At 75.0% G+C, this 24822-nt stretch carries 7 protein-coding genes; 3 read left to right on the top strand and 4 right to left on the bottom strand.

The genetic code is table 11. The features are described from left to right. The first annotated feature begins 41 nt into the window (after positions 1–41). Both ACQEVB_RS07955 and ACQEVB_RS07960 read left to right on the top strand, forming a co-directional pair. Positions 42–746 carry a glycosyltransferase family 2 protein gene (locus ACQEVB_RS07955; RefSeq protein ID WP_432980224.1) on the top strand — a complete coding sequence of 235 codons (705 nt, stop codon included), beginning with the start codon at positions 42–44 and terminating at the stop codon, positions 744–746. Next, positions 746–1144, top strand: coding sequence for a DUF2304 domain-containing protein (locus ACQEVB_RS07960; protein WP_432966960.1), 399 nt, complete (start codon positions 746–748; stop codon positions 1142–1144). Before ACQEVB_RS07955 ends, ACQEVB_RS07960 begins: the two co-directional genes overlap by 1 nt. Positions 1145–1148: 4 nt before the next feature. On the opposite strand, the gene ACQEVB_RS07965 is transcribed toward ACQEVB_RS07960, so the two are convergent. The 4 genes from ACQEVB_RS07965 to ACQEVB_RS07980 are packed head-to-tail and all read right to left on the bottom strand — an operon-like array spanning position 1149 to position 4118. Next, on the bottom strand, positions 1149–1580 hold the full coding sequence (locus ACQEVB_RS07965) for a type II toxin-antitoxin system VapC family toxin (protein WP_432966962.1): 432 nt from the start codon (positions 1578–1580) through the stop codon (positions 1149–1151). Continuing rightward, positions 1564–1797: an AbrB/MazE/SpoVT family DNA-binding domain-containing protein gene (locus ACQEVB_RS07970; protein WP_432966964.1), complete on the bottom strand. Its 234-nt coding sequence runs from the start codon at positions 1795–1797 to the stop codon at positions 1564–1566. Before ACQEVB_RS07970 ends, ACQEVB_RS07965 begins: the two co-directional genes overlap by 17 nt. 36 nt (positions 1798–1833) lie before the next feature. After that, positions 1834–2862, bottom strand: coding sequence for a glycosyltransferase family 2 protein (locus tag ACQEVB_RS07975; protein ID WP_432966966.1), 1029 nt, complete (start codon positions 2860–2862; stop codon positions 1834–1836). Next, entirely contained in the window at positions 2859–4118 is a 1260-nt protein-coding gene (locus ACQEVB_RS07980) for a hypothetical protein (protein WP_432966967.1), read from the bottom strand. The genes ACQEVB_RS07975 and ACQEVB_RS07980 overlap by 4 nt, the downstream gene beginning before the upstream one ends. A gap of 554 nt (positions 4119–4672) precedes the next feature. On the opposite strand from ACQEVB_RS07980, the gene ACQEVB_RS07985 reads away from it, so the two are divergent. Continuing rightward, positions 4673–24808, top strand: coding sequence for a DUF4781 domain-containing protein (locus tag ACQEVB_RS07985; protein WP_432966969.1), 20136 nt, complete (start codon positions 4673–4675; stop codon positions 24806–24808). Positions 24809–24822 lie beyond the last annotated feature (14 nt).

A 24822-nucleotide genomic window follows, 5' to 3' on the forward strand; every position in this document is an offset into this window, starting at 1 on the left:
GCCGGGTCGCCCTGCCCGGCACCGGTGAGCTGCTCATCGTGATGCCGGCGCTGAACGAGCAGGACAGCGTCGCCCGCGTCGTCCGCGAGGTCCTCGCCGCGCAGCCCGCGGCCGACGTGCTCGTCGTCGACGACGGATCCACCGACGCCACCGCAGCCCGGGCCACGACCGCGGGTGCGCTCGTGATGCGCCTGCCGTTCAACCTCGGCGTCGGCGGCGCGATGCGCGCGGCCTACCGCTGGGCCCGCGACCGCGGCTACACGCAGGTCGTGCAGGTCGACGCCGACGGGCAGCACGACGCCGCCGAGATCGCCACCCTGCTCGAGGTGCAGGCCACCGACCCGACCGTCGACATCGTGATCGGCTCGCGGTTCGCCGGGAAGGGCGACTACGCCGTCCGCGGGCCGCGTCGGTGGGCGATGCGGATGCTGTCGGTGGGGATGTCGATGATCGTCGGCACCGCCGTCAAGGACCCCACGTCGGGCTTCCGGCTGGTCAACCGGCGCGCGCTCGGCCTGTTCGCCGAGCACTACCCCGAGGAGTACCTCGGCGACACCGTCGAGGCGCTCGTGATGGCCCACCGCGCCGGACTCACCATGCGGCAGGTGCCCGTCGTCATGCGCCTGCGCGAGACGGGCACGGCCAGCACCAACCCGTTCCGCTCCGCCGTGTACCTGCTGCGCGTCGTCGTCGCGATCGGGCTGGCGATGGTCCGCCGCCGCCCCCAGGACGGCCGGGACAGCTGATGCCCACCACCCGCCTCACGATCGTCTCCGTCGTCGTCGCCGTCGCCGCACTGGTGCTCGTGTTCGAGCTGCTGCGGCGACGCCGGCTGCGCGAGAAGTACGCCGTGATCTGGGTGCTCATCTCGATCGCCACGCTCGTGCTCGCGGTGTTCCCCACCCTGCTCAAGAGCTTCGCCGAGCTCGTCGGCATCCAGACCCCGTCGAACCTGCTGTTCTTCGGCTCGGTCGTGGTGCTGTTCGCGGTCTCGCTGCAGCTCTCCCGCGAGGTCGGGCTGCTGGAGGACCAGTCGCGGCGGCTCGCCGAGGAGGTCGGCGCCCTGCACCTGCGGCTCGACGAGCTGGAGAAGCGGCAGGACACCGAGCCGGACGAGCCCGGGTTGACCGTGCCGGGCGAATGACGGCTCAGCCGACCAGCACCACGTCCACGTCCAGCGCCCGATAGGTGCCCAGCGCGCGGCGGTCACGTGTGACGAGAGGCAGCGCGTGCTCCACGGCGGTTGCTCCGACCAGCGCGTCGTACACCGATCCGCCGGCGATGCCGGACTTCGCGAGCCGTGCGAGCACGTCGGCAGCGTGCTCGGGCGACAGGAACCGCGTGTACGGGAAGTTGGCCGCCATCAGCCGGGTGACCGCTGCCGGGGTCTGCCGCGCAGGTGGCGGCAGTCTGGTCAGCACCGAATAGGTCTCGAAGGCCGCGTGGCCGGCCAGCCCGATGCGGCGGCCCTCGGCAACAACTCGTGCGGCTCGCCGACCTTCGTGGTCCGCCACGGACAGGGCGACCGCGACGCTCGTGTCAACCAGAAGTTCGGGGCCGAGGTCAGCGCTGGTCGGCATCGCGCAACTCCCGGACGTCGTCGTCGGTGAGTGGCCGACCAGTCGCTGGGACGATCAGCCAACCGTCCTCCTCGACGAGCGCGTCCTGGGCGATCGGCCGCACCCGGAGGTCCGCGCCGTCCGCCTCGACCTCGACCTCGCCCTGCGTCAAACCGAGCCGGGTGCGCAACTGCTTCGGGATGACCAATCGTCCGGCACTGTCGATGGTTGCCCGCATGCCATCACGATACCCGAGGTGTGGGCGCCCAAGTGGCTAAAGCATCCGCCGCGCCACCGCCCAGTACCCGCGGAACACCACGTTCGCGACGCGGGTGAGGGGGGCGGGGCCGATGGCCTGCGGGTCGAGGTTCGGCGTGAGGCGGGTCATCCACTCGCGGTCGGGCACCGAGCGTTCGCCCTGAACGAGCCGCCGCCGCGCGGCGATGTGCGTGCGGTTCCGCCACAGCCACACCCAGCCGCGCACCTTGCCGCCGCCCCATCCGGCGGCGACCGCGTAGACCGTCAGCATCGCCTCGATCGCCAGCAGCAGCGGGGCGAGCAGGGCCAGCGCCCTCGCCGGCCACACCGTGGCCAGCAGCATCAGCCGGTTGCGCTCCAGCAGGTACATCTTGTTGGTGTTGCGCGAGAACTCGTAGTGGTGCCGGGCCACCGCCGTCGGCACGCAGCGCGCGGCCAGCCCGGTGCGCCAGCAGCGCAGGCTCAGCTCGGTGTCCTCGAGGTAGGCGAAGTACTCCTCGTCGAACCCGTCGAGCGCCTTCCACGTCGACGCGGCGAGCAGCACGCAGGCGCCGCTCGCGCCCGTCACGTCGAACGGTTCGGTGCGGGTCTCCGGCAGGTTCATCTCCCCGGCCCACGACAGGCCGACGAGGTGCACCGGGTTGCCAGCGCTGTTGATCAGCGCGGGCTGGTCGGCCAGGCGCACGCTCGCCATCACCGGGCCCACGCCCGGACGGGCGGCCTCGGCGGCGAGCAGGGCCAGCGCGTCCGGTTCGAGCACGCAGTCGGAGTTCACCAGCGCCACGAACTCGGTGTCGAGCTGCGCGACGCCGAGGTTGCAGCCACCCGCGAAGCCGGTGTTGCGACCGGGGCGCAGCACCGCCGTGCGCGGGTCGTCGCCGACCGCGTCGATCGCGCGCTGCAGGTCGGCCGGCGTGCACGCGTTGTCGACGAGCACCAGCCGGACGTCGACGTCGCGGGAGGCGAGCACCGACGTCACGCAGTCGGCGAGGTAGGGCTCGTCGGCGTAGGCGAGCACCACCACGCCGACGCTCGGGCCGGTCATGTCGTCTCCCGGGGTCGGCGTACGAGGGCAATGACTACCACCACCGCGACGGCACCGAGGAGCTGCCCCAGTGTGCCTGCGGTCAACACCGGGGGCACGGCCAGCGCCAGTGCGACGAGGACGGCCAGCCCGACCGTCCAGGCCACGGCGACCGCGGCCGGCCGGCGCTGCGCCACCAGCTGGGTCTGCCCGATCTGGGCGAACGCCCCGATGGCGGTCGACGCGGCGAGCAGCGCCATGATCCACGCCGGTGGCGTGACGGTCGCGGCGAACACCAGGTGCGCCACGAACGGCACCACGAAGATCGCGAGCAGGACCCAGAGCGCCCCGCCCGCGACGATGGCGACGCCCAGCAGGCGAACGGTGCGCCGCAGCGCCCGGTCGTCACCGGTGCTGGTCATCTCCGTGAACGCCGGCAGCAGGAACGCCTGCACCGACGGGAACAGCAGCACGGGGGCACGCAGGATGACGGCCGCGGTGACGAAGCCTGCGGCCGTCGCGGGATCGTCCACCAGCCGCGACGTGACGACGACCGGCGCGATGTTCCACACGCCCTGACCGGCCAGCAACAGCACGGCCGACCAGGCGACGGCCGGCAGCGTCGAACCCGCGTCGCCAGGGGGGCCCGGCGGGCCCGGCCGGGTCGCCGGACGCGCCAGCAGCACCGCGGCCAGGAGGGGGCTGAGCGCGAGCACCGCCACCCACGCGGTCGTCGACGTGACGCCGGCCAGTGCGAGCACCACCGCCCCCGCCACGCCTGCGGCGGCCTCCGCCCAGAACGTGCCCGCGTAGAGCCCGTAGCGGCGGTGCCCCGCGAGCGGGCCGCGCAGCAGGTACGACGCCGCCATCGCGACCGCGCCGAGCGCGAGCAGGCCGAGCGCGGCGGGCAGCGAGCCGAGCTCGGACCCGAACACCGGCCCCGTCAGCGGTGCCGCGAGCACGATCAGCACGGCGACCCCGACGAGCAGCAACCCGGTCTGGCGCAGCGCTGCGCGCCGCACGGCGACGTCGTCGACGCCGGTGGCGCGGGCGTGTGCCACCGAGCGGGTCGTCTCCAGCTCGACGGCCGCGAACACGCCTCGGCCCACGGTGTTGATCAACAGGTAGTACGAGGTGAGGACGGCGAACCCGGCTGCCCCGACGTGCCGGGCAGCGAGCGCGAGCAGCAGGTAGTTGGCGCCGGCGACGGCGAACTGGCTGCTCGCGACGGACGCGGCGGAGCCACCTTTACGCAGCAGACCCGCCCGGTTCGGCACGGACGAAGGGTAGGCCGTCGTCGGTCCCGTGGCCGCGCAGGCCCGGGCGCCCGCTGAGACGCGCAACTCGCCGTCACGATTTCCGCGGTCAGCGGTGTGTTCGGGCACCGGTTGGTGAGTGGCCGCGGTCATTCCGGCGGGCGAGGCTGCTCGAATCACTATCCGCGCCGGAACACCATTTCGCACACCGTTCACGGGGTTCGCCGTCCGATCGGACGGCCGGCGCGCGCTCCGCGACCGGCCCGGAGCGGCTTCACCAAGAAGACATCTGGATGGCGATCAACCGCCATCTCGCGGGCGCCCGGCGTACGCGGGACGCCGGCAGTCTTCCGGGTGCCCGCACCGGGCCCGTTGGTTGCTGACGACTCGCGACCCGACGGGGAAGGTGCGGCACCGGGCCACTGCCCGGCGGGTCGCTCGCCTCAGGCGCGACGTGCACCGGTGGTCCGTGCGTGGGCGTTTCGCGGACCGGTCCCTGGTCGCGCGCCCGTACGTCGTCCGTTCTCTCCTCCGCGTGTGCGCGGCGAATCTCCGGAGCTTCCGTCATGGGTCGGGTGTCATCACGTGTGGGTGGGGTCGTCGACCCTGCCGTGCGCGTGGGCGTCGACGCCGTGGTGCTGCGGCTCTCGGTGATGGACCACGTGCTGATGATCATGCGGTGGGTGCTCGGGTTGGCCGGTGCCGTGGTGGTGCTGTGGATCGGGGCGGCGTTCCTCGCGACGCCCGCGTCCGCGGCGACGGTCGCGCCGATGACCGTCCAGTCGAGCCCGCTGAAGGGAGGCGACAGCAGCAAGGGCGGTGGTGGCGGCGATGACTCCGGCGGTGACGGTGATTCCGGCGAGAAGTCCGACGATGACTCGGGGAAGCACGACGAGAAGTCGGACGGCTCCGACGGTGAGAAGCACGAGAAGGACTCCGACGGAGAGCACGACCGATCGGACGAGAAGTCCGACGACGGCGAGAACGATTCCGAGAAGCACTCCGACAGTGATCGGCAGAAGTCTTCCGACTCCACCGATTCGGGTGATCGCGAGGAATCGCGGACCCGGTCGGCGGACAGCGAGGAGCGCTCGCCGGAACGCGACGGCGGTGACCGCGGGTCGAAGAAGGACGACGAACCGCAGGAGAGCGGATCGGAACTCCACTCGGCCAAGGGCAAGGCAGCGTCGAAGGGGGATCGCGACGACGCCGATGCCTCCGACGAGCCGCGCGCGGACGACCGGAACGGCCCGGCCGAGCGAGCCGTCGACGAGGTTCGCGAGAAGGTCGAGGAGAAGACGCGGCCGGAGAAGCGCTCGGCGGATGACCGCACCGCGGACGGCGACGGTGCGGGCGACGACGCGGAGGCGGGGGAGCGCGATGCCCGTGGCGCGGCGCAGGATCGGGCGCCTAGCCGGGCGGAGGAGCAGAGTGCCCGCGCCGACCGTGACGACAGCGAGGGTGACGTCGACACCGAGGTGCGCCGGTGGGCGACGGACGTCGTCGATGCGGTTGCGCGGGGTCGCGACGGCGCGGCCGAGCACGCGGACCGGCACGAGGACGAGCACCGGCCGGCGGGGCGGAGCGGCGATGTCGTGCGGCAGACCGCTGGCGAGGACGGCCGGGGTGACGGCGGCGCTGAGGACATGGACCGGCGCAGCGATGTGCGCCGGCTGGTGGAGCGGGTCGGCGAGGTCGTGCAGCGGGTCGCGGACGGCGAGGACGAGCACCAGGCCGGCGAGGCGGTCGATGCGCTGGTGCGCGATGCCGGTCGGGTCGCGGGCGCGTCGGCGGACGATGTGCACCGGATCCAGGGTGCGGTCCGCGAAGCCGTGGCCGACCACCTGGCCGGCACCGCGGCCGAGCGTCAGCAGCACTGCGCCGAGGACGGCTGCTCGACGCCGAGCGCGGACGAGGTGTCGACCCTGTCGTCCCGGGAGTCCTCCACCACCAGGATGCGGGCACCTCCGCACGAGCACCGGGACGACGACGAGCACCGGGACGACGAGCACCGGGACGACGAGCACTGGGGCGACGACTCGGCGGAGCAGACCGAGAAGGTGCTCGACGGCCGGATCAAGGTCGACAGGAGCGCGCGGGACCTTGAGCAGGCCGGGAAGGACGTCGCCGCGGGAAGGAAGACGAAGGCCGACTACGCCGAGCAGGCCGCGGCGCACGAGGAGCTGGAGAAGCAGTACGAGGCGGATCGGGCAGAGCTGTCCGATGATCGCGCGGAGCTGGTCGACGAGGTCGTCGACGGGCACGAGGAGCTCGACGCGAGCGAGAAGCGGCTGGCCGCGGAGGAGCAGCAGGTCGCAGCAGGGAAGGTGTCCGCTGCTGCGCACGACGAGAACGTCCAGGCGCACGAGGAGCAGCGCGCGAAGGTCTTCGGCGCGACCGACGAGTTGATGGCCGCGACGGGTCGACACGTCTCGACGGTGTCGACGGACGATCTGGACGGCCCGGGTGCGGCCGCAGGGTGTGGCTCGGACGGGGCGTTCACCGCCTGCGGGTCGGCGACGCGTTCGGCTGACGGCGAGCAGGACACCGAGCGCAGGGTCTGCCTGGCGGGCATCTCGTCCGGGTGTGGTGCGTCCTCGACGTCCGGCGACTCCCGGGCCGCGGCGTCGTGCGATGCCACCGGCTGCGGGAGCAGTGCGTCCACGCGCGGGGCCGACGGCGCGGTGAGCAAGGCGTCCGCCCGGTGCGACGGTTCCGGCTGTGATCAGTCCAGCCGGGCGGATCGCCGCGGAGCGTCGGCGGAGTGTGCGTCCGGCGGTGGCGGATGTCGTACGGACTCGACCGTGCCCAGAGAGGACCGTGCCGGTAGCAGCCTGGCCAGTTGTGCTGGCCCGGACGGCTGCGGCGTCCGCAGCCGGGTCGACCTCGGCGACGACGACGTCGTCGCCACCGCCGCCGTGGACTGCACCGCGAACTGCACCGGTTCGGCGAACGGCAGCACGGACGCAGGTCAGAAGGCCACCGACGGCAAGGCGGACTGCACGGTCGCGGGCGGTCGCTGCGAGACGAGCAGCCGCTCCGACGCCAACGGCTGGGACCGCGGCAGCGCGGGCAGCAGCCACGCGGCGGTGGACGTGGACTGCGGCGCCGGTTGCACCGGCTCCGGCACCACGGCCACGGCGGGCAACGCACGCGGGGTCGCAGCGGGCGCGGAGCGCACGGGCTCCGGCACGGCGTCGTGCGCGGCGACGGGCAGCCACTGCCAGGCCCACGCCGGCACCGAGGTGCGCAGCGCGATCGACGTGCGGGGCACCGTTCTCACCGACGGCGACGCGCGAGTCTCCAGCGAAGCCGGCGCGGACGCCGACTGCGGCACCGCGGCCTGCAGCGGGAAGGCGTCCAGCGCCACCACCGGCGCCCGGGCCGCTGAGCTCGCGACCTCCCCGGCGCGCACGACCACCGCCTCCGCCACGTGCGAGGCGACTGCGGGTGGTTGCGGCGTGGGGTCGGACTCGCAGGTCACCGACGACGCCCGACGGGTGTCCGCGTCCAGCGACGCCGGCAGCTGGACCGGCTGCGCGGCCGCCACCTGCGCGGCGTCCGGTACGAGCGGCACCACCGGCGGCGCCTCGGGTGACGTGCCGGGGGTGCGCGACAGCAGCGGCTCCTCCACGTGCTCCGCGCGCGGCGCCGGGGGCAGCTGCCGCACGACCGCCGACACCGCCGTGGCCGATCGCGGCAGGACCGGCCCAGTGAGCGTCTCGCACGCCGGCGGCACCGTGGACTGCGCCGGTGCGGCCACCGAGTGCGGCGCCACGGCGACGTCGTCGACGAGCGCCCGGGACACCGCGGTGTCCGCCGAGGCGCGCGGCACCGCGGCCACGACGGAGTGCACGGTCACCGGCGGTGGCTGCGCAGGCGACACCGCGTCGGCCGCATCGAGCGCGCCGGACTTCGTCGACGCGGTCACCGGCCGGCCGGCGACCGGGCCGTCGTCGACCTCGACGTCGCACGCGGCACTGGCCTGCGAGCAGGGCAGCACGTGCTCGGGATCGGTGCGCACCACGACCAGCGCCTGGGACGGCGCGGTGGACGGTGGCCGGCCGCGCACCTCGGAGGGCACCGCGTCCTGCACGGGCGGCACCGGCGGCTGCCAGGTGCAGTCGGTGTCGACGGCCTCGACCGGGCCGGGTGCGGCGCAGGCGCTGTCCGGGCAGGAGGCGGTCAACGCGGCGCGGATGACCGGTGGCCCGTCGGCCGCGTCCGCGGCCGGCGCAGCGCTGCTGTGCGAGGGGCAGCAGCGGTGCACCGGCACGGTCACCAGCGCCGCCGGCGCGACCGACCCGGCGGTGTCGGCGGAGCTGCGGGGCTCGCGGTCCGAGGGCTCGTGCGAGGGCGTGGCGGGCGGGGTGTGCCAGGCGGTCACCAACTCCGGCGCGTCGAGCGAGCCGAACGCGAACATCATCCGTCCGCTCGTGCAGGCCCGCTCGACCGACAACGCGACCGTCAGCACCCGGACCACTGGCGACGCCCCGGCCGACAGCCAGCACGAGGACCTGCCGGCGGCACCGGGGTCGTCCGCGAACTCCGGCGGGCCGACGGTGCCGGGCGCGTCGAGCTGGTCGATGGCCTCGGCCACGATGGACTGCGCCGGCGACGCGGTGTGCACGGGCACTGCGCGCACCTCGGCCTCCGGCGATGCCGGGATCACGTCGCTGAACGGCGCCGGCGGGGTCCGCGGTCCCCCGGCGGCGGGCACCTCCACCACCTCCGGCAGCTGCCGCACGTCGCAGAGCGGCTGCCACGTCCAGACCGATTCCGCCGCCGGCTCAGGCCAGGTCGTCGCCGACATGGTGGCGGAACAGCAGAACGACCAGGCCGAGCAGGCCGAGCAGCAGGCGAAGAAGGCCGAGCAGCTCGCCGCGGAGGCCGCCAGGATCGCCGCCCGACCGGGCGCGACCGCAGCCCAGAAGCAGACCGCCGCCGACGCCGCCGCCGCGGCGAAGGACGCGCGCACGACGGCCACCGAGGCCGCTGCGCTGGCCGCGAAGCCGGTCACCGACGCGCCGGACAGCCTGACGCAGTCGTCCGCGACCGCGCGCTGCACCGGCACCAGGTGCACCGCAGCCACCACCGGTGGCACCGCCGGCGGGTCGACCGCGACCGCCACCTGCACCGCAGCGACGTCCGGCTGCGGCGTCGGGAGCGAGGCCACCACCACGACCGGCAGCGGTCGGGCCACCGCTGAGGTCGAGTGCCCCGAGATCGGGTGCACCGGCTCCGTCACAGGCAGCGCATCGGCGACGGCCGGCGGCGCGGTCAGCACCGCGACCGGGGACGCGCGCTGCGACGGCACCACGGTCTGCCAGGCGCAGATCAGCGTCGGGACCACTGTCGCCACATCGGCCCCGGGAGCCGCGCCCGACGAGCGGTTCGCGACGACGAGCGCGTCGGTGTCGGTCGCCTGCGACAACGGCACCGCGAGCGGCTGCGCCACCCACGCCGCGTCGACGTCGAACGCCGTGGGCGCGGACCAGGTCCGGGCAACGGGTACGGCGACCTGCGCCGCGACCGGCAGGTGCAGCGCCGCCACCGGTGCCTCGGCCGCGCAGGGCTTCGCCGAGGTCAGCGCGAGCTGCGCCGGCACCGCCTGCACGACGCACACCGAGGGCAACGCGACGGCCGCGTCGCCGCACGGGACGAACACCGCGACGGCCCGCTCCGACTGCACGGCCGGGACCGGAGGCGAGTGCGCCGGGTCGAGCCGGGTCGCCGCGAGCGCGGAGTACGCGCTCGCCGGCGCCGCCTGCGCGACCACCGGGGGCACCTGCGCGTTCGAGTTCCGGGCGGAGAGCCGGGCGAACGGTCCCGGCGTCCACGCCGAGGGCGTCGCCGGTGGCACCGGCACCACGGGCTCCGGCGAGGCGCTGACCAGCGCGCTGGTCGACCCGGCGAACGGGGTGGCGCAGGCGTCCGCGTCGTGCACGGGCACGGGTGTCGCCTGCGCGTTCTCCTACCGTGCGGAGAGCCACGCGAGGGCCCGGGGTGCGAAGGCCGACGCGGTCGGGTTCGGCCTGGGCGGCATCGGCGGCGGCTACGTCGCGACGAGCGCGTCGGCCGAGAGCAGGAACGGGTTCGCGCAGGCGTCGGCGTCCTGCCAGGGCAGCGCGGGCACCGACTGCAGCCACCACTGGAGCGTCAGCGTCTCGGCGTACGCGTCGTCGCCGACCGGGTCGTGGGCCTCCGCCCGGGCGAGCGACTCCGGCGGCGGCGCGATGGGCGCGAGCGGCGGCTGGGTGTTCGCGAGCGCGACCGTCGACCGGTACGGGAACCCGAGCACCAGCGTGGCCTGCTCGAACGAGGCGCACTGCAGCAAGCACTACGCGGCGCACATCGAGTTCGCCATCAGCTGGACCCAGCAGCAGACGTGGGACGACCCGGGCGGCATCTGGAACGCCCGCCGGTTCGGCGACTGCTCCGGCTCCAGCGGCAACGGCTGCGGCCTCTACCGCAACGGCAACGACGTCGGCTGCACGGGCGACTGCTCGAACTTCCGGCAGTCGATGTCGACGCCGGTGTTCACGCAGCTCGTCCCGTCCGGCAAGGAGGTGTGGGCGGCGCAGCAGCGGGCCAGGGCCCCGACCGCTGCCGACGTCGCGGCGATGGGTCCCGAGGAGACGGGGTCGTTCTCCGGCATCGACGAGCACGGCAACCGCGTCATGATCGTCAAGGATCGCGGGCAGGCGGCCCGGACCTGCGACGCGGCCTGCATCGATGCGCTGCCGGCCGGCTCCGACGGGCGCCGGACGTTCGGTGACCAGGGCGGCGCGCAGGCCACGTGGACGCCGAACGCGGGCGACCCGCGCAGCACCTACGGCGCGTCGGTCACGGTGGGTCCGTCGGACACGCGCCGCCACGAGGTCACCGGCGAGCGGTCGGCGCGGGTCAGCGAGGACGCCGCGGGCAACGTCCAGGTGTGGACGGGCGGCCGGGGACGGGTCACCGACGGGCGCACCGGCGCGAACGTCGAGGTCACCCCGACCAACCCGCAGGGCGTGACCACGCTGCGGATCGTCGACCGGCCGCGGGCGCCGTTCGACGGCGAGGTGTTCGGCGGCGTCGCCTACCACGGCCCGAAGGTCGATCTGCCGCCCGCCGTCACGAACGCCCCCGGGTTCGACCAGCTGACGTCGAACGCGGCGTGGGTCAAGCTCGGCGCCACGACCGCGGGCCAGGCCACGTTCCAGGTCGCCGGGACGGGCCGGAGCACGTTCACCTCCGCCGAGGGCGTCGTGGTCCACGCCAACGGCGACGGCGCCAACTTCGAGGACGGGCCGGGCAACAACGTCTCCCTGATCACCCCCGGCTACGGCCCGGACGGCCGGGTGCTCGCGCCCGGTGTCTACGCGGTGACGGGCCAGACCGGGGACATCACGTTCCCGAACGGCCGCGCGATCACCAACCACAACGACCGGCTCTTCACCCACGACGGCTCGCTGGAGTCCTTCCGGGTCTCCGCCGTCACGGAGCTGGAGCCGGGTCGGGGCGGCAGCTTCGGCTGCGTCGGGTTCTGCACAGAGACCGTGCCCGGCAACCGGGACGTCTCGCTGCAGAACTGCAAGGACATCTGCTCGGTGCAGCACCCGGGCGAGGTGGTGGACCCGACCCAGCGCGCGTGCACCGCGATGTGCGAGATGCGCGACGAGTTCGGCGGTGACTGGACCAGCAAGAACCCGGCCGGCTACTTCCAGGTCACCATGCTCGGCGACGGCAACGTCACCAGCTTCACGCCGCAGGGCGACGCGGCCTACTGCGGTGGCGTCGGCTGCCACTACACCCAGGGCTACCGCGACCAGAACGGCAACTACGGGTTCATGACCTGCCACCTCGGTGGCAGCGGCGGTGCGTGCCTCGGCGAGACCATGGGCTCGAACGGGCAGGTCACGAAGCTCGAGTGCCGCGGCATGGCCGACTGCAACCCGGTCGTGCTGCTGTACCCGAACCGGACCGACCCGGAGAAGTACGGCCTGAACGAGGGCTGGTCGTGCGGCTCGGGCGTCGGGGTCTCCGGGTGCGTGTCCAACCGCGACGACCTGCGCACGGAGGGGCGCGGCGAGGTCACCCCCGGCTGGATGTCGCTGATCGACCCGGACTACCGGCGCGAGTACCGCGGCACCGAGGCCGACCGCATGCTCGCCCGGATCCTCGCCCCGCTGGGCTACAAGGAGGGCGACCCGCTGCCGCCGCTGGACGCGGCCGCCTACGCGAACCTGACCCCGGACCAGCGGCGGCTCTACGACGCGGCGCTGCGGCCCCTGTCGGACACCGAGAAGGACTTCGCGTCCGCCCGCGCCGTCAACGCCGACGCGGACGACCGCTACGACACGCAGACCTACCTCCGCACGCTGCCGCAGGTCGAGGCCGCCACCGCCCGGGTCGACCAGGCGCTGCGGAACGGGACCTTCTCACCGAGCAGGTACGCCGACGACCTGGAGCTGATCCAGGACGCGAACGCCCGCGCCGAGCGGATGTCGCTCAACCGCGGGATCGCCGGCGCGTTGGCGACGATGCAGTACCAGCGCCCGTTCGTCGACGAGCGCGCCAGGAGCGCGGCGGAGTCGCCGACCCTGCCGGGCGACCTGCAGGTGCGCTCCCTCGTCGAGGGCAACGTCGAGCTGCAGCGGGCGCTCGGCGTCAACCGCAAGGGCCAGCCGCTCGACGCGCAGGGCAACGTGATCGTCTCCAGCCCGCAGGAGAAGGCGCAGGCCATCGCCGACCACGTGCCGTACGTCGAGCTCACCCCGACCCAGAAGGCGCAGAGCGACGCGAGCCGCGTCGCCGGCTACAGCCTGATCGGCCACCAGGAGGACGTGCGGCGGCGGTCGCTCGCCCTGGAGATGCAGGTCGACTGGCTGCTCGGCCACGGCGCGACGCAGTCCGACGTCGCCCGGGTGGAGGCGCTCGAGAACGGGATCAACGCGGACAGCGCGGCGATCGGGCGGGTCAAGCTCGATCTCGGCACGTTCGTGAAGAACGCGAACCTGCCTGGCGTGGCGCCGGACACGGCCCGGCTGCGCGCGTTCGACATCGCGATCGCGAAGAACGCGGGCGAGCCGGTCATGGCTGCGGACCTGGAGCGGCTGAACGGCTTCCAGACCACCCTCGACGGCATCGTCGGCCGCCTGTCGAACTCGAACGATCCGCAGGAGAAGGCGCTCGCGGAGGTGTTCGGGCGGCTCGCCGTGGTGAACGGCCTGTCGTACGACACGGTCGCCCAGGACTTCGGCTTCCGCAGTGCCGACGGCCTGCTGGTGTGGCGGGAGAACCCCGACAGGGACTCTCGGCACCTGCTCTCCATGCCGTCCAGCGGCCGGCCCGACATGGTGTACGTCTTCAACTCCGCGATCAACTCGCCCGGCTACTACTCCTACGCCGACGACAAGGTCCGCGACTTCTACCAGCACCGGGACCGGAACGAGATCGCGAACTGGGCGTCCGCGTTCACGGCGGCGGAGCAGGAGGCGCAGCTCTCCATGATCCGGGCGGTGGACCCGGAGACGATGGAGGAGATGCTCACCCAGCTCAACGGGGGTGACCGGGAGAAGGCCCAGAAGGCGCTCGACGCGATCCGCAGCATCGGCGGGGAGAACGCCGGCGCGGCCGACGCCGGCAAGGCCGGCGAGGTCGGGATCGTCCAGCTCTACATCAACGACCCGAACAAGCCCGGCGACGGCTACCCCGTGGAGACGGTCCTGTTCCGCGTACGGGGTGCGGACGGGCAGACCAAGCTCGTCGACGCCGAGGGCGGGATCTTCGACAACTGGCACGACTACCAGCAGTACAACTCGCTCGCCGAGGACCACAGGGTCCTGATCGCCGCCGACCTCGACGCCCCGATCGGGGAGTCCGGCCGGCTGCAGGACGTCGCCGGGCACGACGAACCGACGTGGAAGACCGTCGGCAAGTGGGTCGGCCGCGGGGCCATGGTCGTCGGCGGGGTCGCGCTGATCGTGTCCGGCGTCGGTGCGCCGCTCGGCGCTGCCTCCCTCGCGGCGGCGGCCTCGACGATCGCGACGGTCTCCTTCGTCACGAGCGCGGTCGCGATGGGCGCCACGGCCGGTGGTGAGCTGATCGCCCGCGGCCAGCACAACCAGTCCACGAGCTGGTCGGATCCGACCGCCAGGTCCCTGTGGATCACGGCCGGGGCGTCGCTGATCGTCGTCGGCGGCGGGCTCGTGGCCAAGATCGGCGCGCTCAAGGCCGTCGGCGCGCTGCAGGCGACCGGCAGGGCCGCCGGCGCGGTCGGCGGCGTGGTCATGGGCGGGCAGATGGCCTACTCCACCTACACCGCGATCCGCGACTGGGACACCCTCACTCCCGCCCAGCGCACGGAGTTCTGGATCGACACCGGCATCGGGGCGCTCGGGCTGCTCGGTGGCGGCGTCAAGCTCGCCGGCAGCAAGATCGCGACGTTCCGGCAGGGGGCGTTGCAAGGGGACGTCCCGGGCATCAACCAGCGGATCACCGACCTGACCGCCCTCCGCGGCGGGATCCGACCGTCGGTCGGTGAGCTGGCGACCGAGCTCGGCATCAGCAAGGGCACGGTCCGCTTCGCGCTGCAGGAAGCGCAGCTGGGGCCGTTGCTGAGCCGGATCGGTGACCTGACGGTGCGCGCGGGCGGGCGCCCCACGGTCACCGAGGTCGTGCGGGAGACCGGCGTCACCCGGGCCGAGGCCCGGGCCGCCCTGCGCGTGGTCGAGGCGGCCCGCACGCCCGAGGCCGTCATGGCCGAGAAGGCGATGGGCCGCCGGGGCGAGGTCACCGTCGAGGAGTTCCGGCGCGGGCTCGGGCTGTTCACCTCCACGAAGACGAAGGCGGAGATCGTCGACCTGATCAAGGACGGCGAGCTGCCCGGGTTCACGTTCCGCGACGGCACGATCGCCTACGCGCCGACGCGGGTGGCGCCCACGCCCGCCGCGCCGGTGCGGCCCGCGCCGACCCCGACGCCGGCCGCGCAACCCCAGGGATACGTCCTGCACGAGCCCGTCGCCGGTCCGGTGCCGAACGGGTCGCGGGTCGCCGCCGCGATGGGCGGCCGGAACGTGATCACGGTGGAGGAGTTCCTGGCCGGGCTCGGCGACGACCTGACCCCGTTGCAGAAGGCCGTGGTCCTCGAGCAGGTCAAGCAGGGCAACCTGGACGGCTTCGCCTACGACGAGGTCGGCGCACTCGTCGGACACGATCCGCACGCGTCGCCGACCGGGAAGGGCGCCGAGCCCGACGGGCCGACCCAGCCGGCCACCGGCGGCGATGCCCGGCCCGGCGGTCCGGCCCCCGGTGATCCGCCACCAGCCGACCCGGTCGTCCCGGGCGGCCCCGGTGACGAGGCGCTGCCGGTGACGCCGACCGGCGAGCTCGCGGGCGGCAAGCGGCAGAACGGGTCGCACGCTGGGCCCGAGGAGGACCAGGGCGACGGCGGACACGACCGCCCGGCCGGAACGATCGGTGAACCCGGCCCCGGCAACCCCGGCGTGCCCGGAACCATGGACGGCAACCACCTCGGCGGCGTGCCGCCCCCGGCGCCCCGGAACACGGTTCGTGAGCAGAGCGGTCTGCGCGACGCGATCGAGCAGCGCCGCCAGGCCCGTGCGCAGTACAAGGCCGCCTGGCAGCAGGTGAGGGAGTACGTCCGCGGCTTCCGCAAGCAGTCCTACGACGAACTGGTCGCACGATCCGAGGAGGTCGCCCAGCAGGTCGAGAACGGCGAGCGTGCGTTCGCCGACGGTGTCGTCGAGTGCGTGGCCATCGCGTGTGAGGTGGCGCGCCGCGTCGACCCGGACAAGGCGCCCCGCAAGGGCCAGGTCATGGGCGCCGTCGCGCTGGCGCGTGACGGCCACGTGATCGAGATGCTCACCGGGGAGGGCAAGACCCTCACGGGTGCGGTCGCGGTCGTCGCCCGCTCGCTGCTCGAAGGACGGGCCGGCGGGCAGGTGCAGTGGCTGAGCCCGAACGAGGCCTACGCCTGGGACGCCTTCAAGCAGGTCAGGCGCATCGCCAAGCCCTTGGGCCGCAGCGTCGAGCTGGACACCGCCCAGCGGTCGAGCGAGGGCAAGGCCGCGGTCGACGCTGCCCGCATCAAGGTGGGTGCGCTCAGCGAGGAGGCGTTCGACGTCCTGCGGGACGGCACCCGGCAGGCACCGGTGTGGCGGCTGCTCGACGAGGTCGACCAGCTGCTGCTCGACGACGTCGCGCCGTTCGTCCTCAGCGAGCAGATCGAGGGTGCACGGCCGGCACTCGCCGATCTGACGTGGGCGAAGCGGATCGCCGACGCGGACGTGCTCGCGCCCGCGACCAGGGACAACCCGGGTGGGCACTACGACCCGCGCACGTACCGGCTCACCGAGGCGGGCCGCGGGTGGCTCGACACGCAGCTCGACGCGCTGGGCCTCGGGGACGCCGCGAAGGCGGTGCTGCGGCAGCGGGTGGAGAACGCCCTCAGGGCACGGCACGGGCTGCAGCGCGACGTCGACTACCTCGTCGAGAACGGCGAGATCGTCCTGCTCGCCGAGGACAACCGGCCGCTGTACGGGCGCCGGTTGAGCGAAGGGCACGATGCCGTCGAGCTGAAGGAGTTCGGCAGGACCGGGGTCAAGCCCCCGTCACGCACGATCGCCGCCCTCACCGTCGCCGACCTGCTGGCGCAGGGGGAGTGGGCCGGCATGACCGGCACCGCCGGCGGGAAGGCCGGCCGGGGGCAGTTCTCCGCGAACTACGGCAAGCAGGTCGTGCACATCGAGCCGCACCGGCGATCGCGGCGCGTCGACCACGCCCCGGTCAACCACGCGACGGCGGCGGCTGCCCGGCGGGCCGCCCTCACCGACGCGCTCGACGCCCACGCGCACGGATTCCCCGTGCTGATCCGCGTCGGCAGCGTGGCCGAGGCGCTGGTCATGGAGGGCCTGCTCTGGGAGCGGGGCGTCGCCGCGCAGATGATCACGGCCAAGGCGATGCACGTGGCGCGGGAGAGCGAGGTGATCGCGCACGCCGGGCGGCGCGGCGCGGTCACGATCGCGACCGACATGGCGGGCCGCGCGCGCGACATCCAGCTCGGCGGTGCGGTCGACGCGCTCGTCACCGAGTACCTGCAGCGCCACCACCCGGACCTGGCCAGCGGCGTGGCCGGCTACGCGGAGGCCCGGGCGCGGGCCACCGAGTGGGCAGCGGCGCACATCGCGGCAGAGCTGAGGATCCTCGACGTCGAGGGCGGCGGCCTGCACGTGATCGGCGTCGGCACCGCGCGCAACGCGCGGATCGAGGACCAGCTGCGCGGCCGGTCCGGCCGCAACGGCCAGCACGGCGTGACGCGGGTCCACCGCTCGTGGGAGGACCGGGTCGTCACCGAGCACGCGCCCGTCGAGTTCGTCGCCGAGCGCGGCCCGGTCGAGGTCACGGGGCGGCTCGACAGCGCCGCGGCCGACACCGTGTTCGACCTGGTGCGCCACGACGCTGAGACGGCGGCGAACGCGCGGCTCGCCGCAGCGAGGCACGGCGCCGCCGACGGGACCGACTCCGTTGCTGCCGTGCTGAGCGGTGCGCAGCTCGCCGAGCTCCCCGCGTTGCCGGCCAACCCCGCCGGCGTCGACCTGCACCAGCTCGCCGCGCTGCGGGCCGCCGAGCCGGTGCCGGGGCTGACCGCGGAGCAGTACCTGCAGGCGCGCGCCGACGCGCAGCGCTTCGCCGTGGAGCACCACCCGACCTCGCAGGAGCAGGTGCTCGCCGCCGACCGGCTCGCGGCGCTGATCCCCGCGCGGGCGCTGCGCGCTCGGCCGATGACACCCGCCGACGTCGTGGCGTTCCGGCAGCTCGCGCAGCAGGCGACCACGGCGTTCGCGAACCAGACCGACCTCGCCGACCGGCTCGGGATGAGCGGGTCCGAACTGGTCGTCACCGTCGCGGAGGCGCAGCGCGACCTGGACGTCGACGAGCAGGCCGCGCTCGTGGGCCACCTCAACGGGCTGTCGGTCGAGGCACGCGCACTGGCCTCGGCGACGGGCAAGCTCGCCGCCGGGCCGCGCGAACTGCAGCCGGACGCGGACCTCGACGCCGTCCAGCGCCGGGCGGAGCTGGCCACCGCCCCGGAGTGGGGGGAGCGGGAGCTGGCCGACGCGCTGGCGCTCGCCGCAGGCCTGGCGCCGGGGCAGGTCAGCGGCGACCTGGTCGAGGAGCTGCGCGGGCTGCTGGGTCTCGACCGGCTCGCGATCCTGCGCGGTGACGCCGCGGGCGTGCCGCATCCGAGCGTGCGCCACCCCGGCGTGCTCGTCGCGCAGGCGGGCGTCGGGCTGGTCACCGCGCCCGCGGTGAACGCGTACAGCCGGATGCTCGCGCTGCTGGCCCTGGACGACCTCGTCCCGGCTCAGGTCCGGGATCGTGGCGATCCGGAGCGGACGCGCAACTGGGCTGCGCGGGCGCGCGACCTCGCCGGCTGGTGGCGGGCAGGCGTCCAGCGCAGGGCGGCGCTGCGCGAGCTGCGGTCGACGCTGGCCGGGCTGGACGAGTCGCTGGGCGACGGACTGGCGGAGCTGGCCGAGGCGCGGGCCGAGCTGGCCGCGCGAGACGCCGAGCTGGCCGACTGGCAGCGCGGGGCGGTCGGCCGGCTCTACGGCGCCCCGGACGCCTGGACGGCCGACCCTGCCGTCGACGCCGTCCGTGTGGCGCAGGTGGCCCGGCTGCTGGGCCTGGACCCGGCCGAGGTCCGCAGCTACACCAGCGACGCGGTCGAGTCGGCCGGATCGTTCGCCGAGGCGTTGGCGCAGGTGGTCGTCGCGCAGGACGTCCGGGAGAGCGCGGTTCGGGACGCCGCCGACCGCGTCGACGCGGCGAACCGCCGGCTGGCCGAGCTGCAGGCGCAGCGCCCCGGCGCGCTGGAGGACGCGGTGCGGGCGGCGGCCGCGGCCGGGGTCCCGGTGCCGCGCATCGCCGCACTGACCGGCCTGAGCGCGGAGGAGGTCCGTGCGATCGTGGATCCCGGGTCCGGCGCTGGGGGATCGAACCCGTCGGGCGTGGAGCCGGAGCGGTCGCCGTCGCCGCGGGCCGGATCCGGCGGCGCCACCGGTGGCCGCGCAGCACAGCCGCACGCGGGCGATCCCGAGACGCGCACGCGCGGCCCCCCGCAGCCGACGCGGACCATCTTCACGCGCACGGCCGGGGCGGTCGTGCTGTTCGTCGCCGGGCTGGTGGCTGCGCTGGCCGCCGCCCGGTACGGGGTTGCCGAGCCGGGCGCGCTCGCCGCCGGCGTCTTCTGGTGGCCTGGCCGGCGGGCGGCCGTCCGCACGCTGCGCACCGACGTCGCCGACGCACGGCGGCGGCTCGCGGACGCCGAGGACGCGCACCGGCGCGCCGGCGAGACAGCCCGCCGGGCCGAGCTGGAGCTGCAGGCCAGGCTGGGCTGGGTGCCGGCGCTCGCCGACCGGCTGCGGCAGGCCGGCCGCACCGACGACCGGATCGTCGACGACCTCGCCGCCGCGCTCGCGCTGCACCCGGCCCGGGTGCGCGCCCGGCTGAGCGACCCGGACCTCGCGGGCGCCGCGCCGCTGCCCGCACCGCTCGTGGCGCCCGGGTTGTCGGCGACCGCCCTGCTCGCGGTCGCGCGGGCCGAGCGGACGGTCCGCTCCGCCGACCTCGGCGACGCGCTCACCCGCCGGGCCAGGACGGCGGAGGCCCTCGACGAAGCCCGGATCCGGACCCAGCAGGACCTCGCGTGGGTGGCCCGCGAGGCCCGCGCCGCCGGCGTCCGCTCGGGCACGGTCCGGCGGGCGACCGGGCTGACCAGGACCGACGTCGCGACGCTGCCGGCGCCGACCGTCGGGGACGTGTCGCACGCGGTCGGGACGCGGATCGGCGTGACCTGGGAGACGGCCGTCGACAGGCTGCGGGCCGCCGGCCGGCGGGTCGCCCTGGTGTGGGAGACCGCCGTCGACACGGTTCGGGCTGCGGGCCTGCGTGCGGGCGAGCGGTGGCGCGCGGTCGAGGCCCGGGCGCTGCGGGGCGTCGCGGCGCTGGGTCGGGGGTGGCGCCGGACCGTCGAACGTGCGCGGGCCGGGCGGGAGCTGCGGGCCCAGGTCCGCGGCGTCGCGCGGTTGCGGGCGACGGTCGGGGCGACCGCGCGGATGCTGCGCGGTGAGCAGCGGGAGGCGGCCCGGTCGGTCACCGCGGAGCAGCTCGCCTGGATCGGGTGGCTGGCCGCGCTCGACGGGACGCGGCTCACGACCGACCTGATCGCGCGGGAGCTGGGGCTGTCCGTGCCGGTGGCGCGCGGGTTGCTCGCCCGGGCGTTCCGGCAGGGCGTCGCCACGCCGCTGGCCGACGGGGTCGGGTTCGACCTCGCGCTGGCGCTGGTGAAGGCCCGGTTCGCCGAGGCCCACCCGACCCTGGCCGACGCGGCTCGTGCGCACGCGGCGGCCGGGCGGGCGCTCGACGCCGGTCAGGCCGCGGCGATGCAGCGCGCGACCGCGGCCGGGGTTCCGAGCGTCCGGGCCGGGCGCCGCATCGACCGCGCCGGCCGGGGCCGGGGCTGGGCCGGGCTCCGCACCCGCCTCTGGACGCGGCTCGGGATGGACGTCCCGGTGGCGGAACGGCTGCGGACGCGGCACGCGCGCACCGCCGGGTACCTGACCGGCGCAGGTGTCGCCCTCGGCCTGCTGGGGATCGTCGGCGGGGGCGCGGTGACCGGCACGGTCGGAGCGGTTGTCGCAGCGACCGGCCTGGTGGCCGCGGTCCGGGCGGTGTGGACGCCGAAGCAGGCCCGCGGCCCGCCGTGGCGCAGCCAGGCCAGGCGGCTCGCCGGCTGGGCGCTGGGCGGGGTCGGCTCCGTGCTGGGTGCGGAACCGCTGGCCAGGGCGGTCGACGCGCTCTTCCCGGTGCTGACGGGCCAGCCGGGGTTGCTCGGGGTCAAGGCGCTGCTGGTGCCGCTGGTCACGGCCGGGCTGGTGTTCCGCTACGTGCTGCGACGCCAGTACGCCAACCAGGCGTCCGGCATGCAGACGCGGCCGTGGTTCGCGGCCTGGGCGTCGGCGGCCACGGCGTACCTGCTCACCGCAGCGTTCGGGCTGGTGAAGGCGTTCCACCTGGTCACGGGTCCGTGGTGGCTGGTGCCGGTCGCGATGGCGGTCGGCGTCGGGATCACGAACGCGATCCTGCAGAAGAAGGACACGGGCCGTACGCGGATCATCAAGTCGCTGGTGTCCGGGACGCTGTCCGCGGCCGTGACGTTCGTGGTGGGCCTGCTCGGCAGCGGGCTGGCCCCCGGCGCGTGGGGCGACCTGCTCAGCGCCGTCGCGACCGCGACGTTCGTCTACGCCTCGCCGACCGTGATCGCCGAGTACGTCAACGTGTGGGTCGGGCGGTTCATGGCCCCGTACGCCAAGCGGAAGGCGCTGCAGGCGCAGAAGAACGCCGCCGAGGGCTCCGGCGGCAGCGAACGGCAACGCCGCTGGTACATCGCGTGGCTGGACTACAAGAACTTCTCGCCCGTCGACACGCGGCTGTTGTGGCGCAAGGCCCTCGACCCGGTGCTGGCCGGGCTGTCCGCGATCGTGATCAACCTGGCCTGGGTCGACAAGGCGTGGGTGCTGGCGAACGACACCTCGCTGGTCTCCGTGCTCGCCCGGTTCGCGGTGGCGGCCGCGGCGGTGTCGCTGATCGGGAAGCTGTGGCGCGACCCGGACGAGATCCGCCACGGCTACTACGGCTTCCGCAGCAAGCGGAAACTGCGCTCGCCCGGCCGGGCCCCGCGGTGGACGTTCGTGACGGGTGGGCGGCTGCCCTACCGCGCCGCCGGGTACCGGCGGGACCTGGACCGGGTGCTCGACGCGTTCGCGCTGTCCGGACGGTCGCTGGACCGGGGTCTCGCCGAGGAACTGGCCGCACAGCTGTGGACCCGGATGGTGGCGGAGATCCACGAGCCGCTGCCCGAGTGGGAGCCGTTGCCGTCCGTCGCGGAGATCGCCGACGCGCTGGCTCGCGATCGGGCTGCGGCGAAGCAGCGACGCGACGGGCACCCCGACACGGTCGTGCTCGTCGTGCCGGTCCTCGCGGCCGACCCGGGTGGCCTGGAACGGGCTGCGGACCAGCTGCGCCGCGCCGGCCGTCCGACCGACGCCGCAGCCGTCGACTTCCAGCGGATGCTCGGCCAGGCGCTGTGGGCGCTGTTCGCCGAGCGGTGGCGCGAGCAGGCACAGCGAGCCGAGGACGCGCAGGCCGCGCGGGAGGGGCGCACCCCGCGGGCGATCGCTGCGCCGGCGCCGTCGAACCGGACGTGGGCGAAGCAGCTCGCGGCGGCCGTGAAGAAGCGCAACGAGCTGCGCGAGCAGTACCTGGAAGGCCCGCGCCGCGAGCTGCTCGAACTGATCAAGCAGCACTACCTGGACAACGGCCTCGACGACCCGAACCTGCGGCGCGCCCGGGCGGCGCTGCGGGCGCTGGAGTTCCAGCTGAAGGGCATGAGCAAGCCGCGCAGCGACCCCCTCGAAGCAGTCGCGCAGCTCGCCGACCAGCGGGTGCGCAGCGTCCGGGACACCGCGGAGACCGAGGAGCTGGCGATCGGCGCCCGCGACCCGGCGGCGAGCCCGGCACGCCTGGCGGAGATGCGCCGGCTCGAAGCGGGCATGCGGCTGGTGCGGTCGGCGGCACGGCTGGCCGTCGAGGCAGAGCACAGCCGGGCGCAGCGGTCCTGGAACCGCGGCCGGTGGCGCACGGCGATGGCCACGGCGACCGGCACCGCCCCCAACCCGGCGCCGGCCACCCTGTTGGAGCGGCTGCTGCTGATCGCGGGCCGGCGCGCACCGGTCACCGCAGCGGAGCTGGAGGCGCAGTACGGCGGCGGCAGCTGGGCGACCGCGCTCCCCGAGCTGGCCGCCATGCAGGCACTCGCGGGCGACGAGACGAACGGCTACCGCGCCGCCGACGAGCTGGTCCGGCTGTGGCGGGCGGCCGGGCCCCGGCTGCGCCACGCCGTGCGCTCCGCTGCAGCGGCGCTGCCCGGAGGCACGGACCTGGCCCCGCTCGCCGTCGTGGAGCTCGGCTCGGACGGCGTCACCGCCGCCGAGCGGGACGCGCTGGCGGCGCTGTACGACCTGCTGCGCGACGGTGACCTCGCCTTCCGCCACTGGCAGGACGGCTGGTTCGACGACGCCGGGGTCACCTGGCGCCGCGTGCTCTCACTCGGCTACCGGGCACGGCACTCGGCCGGCCGGTTCGACTGGCCACGGCCGGCGGACCACCCCGCGGCGCCCATCCGGTTCGCCCGCACCGTCCGGGCCGACGCCGTGACGTGGTGGCGGCGCGGCGCCGTGCCCGGCCAGCAGCGCCGGCTGCTGCGGAGGCAGCTGCGGCGGACCGACGCGGCCGACCGGCTGTACGTCCGCGCCCTCCGCGCCGAGGCCGTCCTCGCGGACCGGCGTCGGGCAGCCGCCGACCTGCTGCACGCCGCCCGCGCGGCCGAGGTCGAGGCGTACGCGCAGCTGGCCGAGGCGCGCGAGCGGGCTGCTGCCGCGCTGCGGGCGGCCGGGTCCTACCTGCACCAGGTCGACCGCACACTCCGGCTCGCGGACGATGCCCGGCCGCACGCCCCCGACTCCGACCCGCTGCCCCCGACCGCCGAGCACTGGCTGCACGAGATCACCAAGGAGCTCGACGCCGCCACGGCCCGGCTCGACCGCCTGCACGCGGGCCCCGAGCGCGACGCGGCGGTGGCCGAGGCCCGGCTCCTGCTGAAGCGCCACGACATCGACCGCGCCTACGCCTGGTCGACCGACCTCTACCGCACGATCGGCGGCTGGAAGGTCATGGAGAGGGCACGGTTCGCGGCCAAGCGGCTGCGCGCCGCGCACGAGGACGTGGTCCGCAAGCAGGCGGCGGCCCGGCCGGGCGAGCACGGACACGCGGTCGTCCCGCACCGGGACTGGGTCGCGCACCCCTACGGCGACGACGAGAACACGGGCCCCGGCATGGCCGCCGCGACCCGCCGCGGCCTCGGCAACCGCACCAACCAGGACGCCGCTGCGCTCGTCCCGCTCGCGAACGGCGACCGGGTGGCGCTGGTCGTGGACGGCGTGTTCAGCTACCCCGGCTCCGAGCTGGCGGCCATCGACTTCGCGACGGCGTTCCGCGCCGAGCTGAACCGCGTCGACCGGCCCGGCCGTTCCCCGCCGGACGCCCTCCGCGACGCGCACCAGGCCGGGCTGGACGCCCTCGCGATGCGCCGCACCCCCGAGACCGGACACGCCGGGGTGGCGTACCTCGCCGCCCACCACGGAGCGGACGGGCGCATCACGATCATCTGGGCCGGCAGTGCCCGCGCCTACGTCGTGCCCTCCGATCCGGCGGCGACGGGCGACCTGCTGACCGTCGACGACACCCGTGGCGGCGACATCACCGACGGCGGGATCATGACCCGGTGGGCGGCCAGCGACTACCGGCCCGAGCCCAGCGTGCTCCAGGTCCCTGCGGGGGTGCCAGGGCTGCTGGTGCTGGTCACCGACGGTCTCTGGCGGTACCTGCCGACTGCGGGAGCCATCGCCGGCGTCCTGGGCCCGGCCGGCCGCGCGATGGTCACCGATCCCGGCGAGGCGGCGGCCAGGCTCGCCGCCGCGGCACGGGCCGCGGGCGGCCGCGACGACCTCACGGTCGCGGTACTGCACCTGCCCGCCCGCGCGAGTCGTGGATCCGCGGACGGGGAGATGTGGATTCCGTGACCGGTGGTCCCACA

It is taken from the genome of Pseudonocardia sp. CA-107938 (assembly GCF_050936315.1).
Classification (GTDB): domain Bacteria; phylum Actinomycetota; class Actinomycetes; order Mycobacteriales; family Pseudonocardiaceae; genus Pseudonocardia.

Bases quoted from the DNA above. Each gene is read 5' to 3' on its own strand.
- ACQEVB_RS07955 (WP_432980224.1), top strand. From the start codon at position 42: ATGCCGGCGCTGAACGAGCAGGACAGCGTCGCCCGCGTCGTCCGCGAG.
- ACQEVB_RS07960 (WP_432966960.1), top strand. From the start codon at position 746: ATGCCCACCACCCGCCTCACGATCGTCTCCGTCGTCGTCGCCGTCGCC.
- ACQEVB_RS07965 (WP_432966962.1), bottom strand. From the start codon at position 1,580: ATGCCGACCAGCGCTGACCTCGGCCCCGAACTTCTGGTTGACACGAGC.
- ACQEVB_RS07970 (WP_432966964.1), bottom strand. From the start codon at position 1,797: ATGCGGGCAACCATCGACAGTGCCGGACGATTGGTCATCCCGAAGCAG.
- ACQEVB_RS07975 (WP_432966966.1), bottom strand. From the start codon at position 2,862: ATGACCGGCCCGAGCGTCGGCGTGGTGGTGCTCGCCTACGCCGACGAG.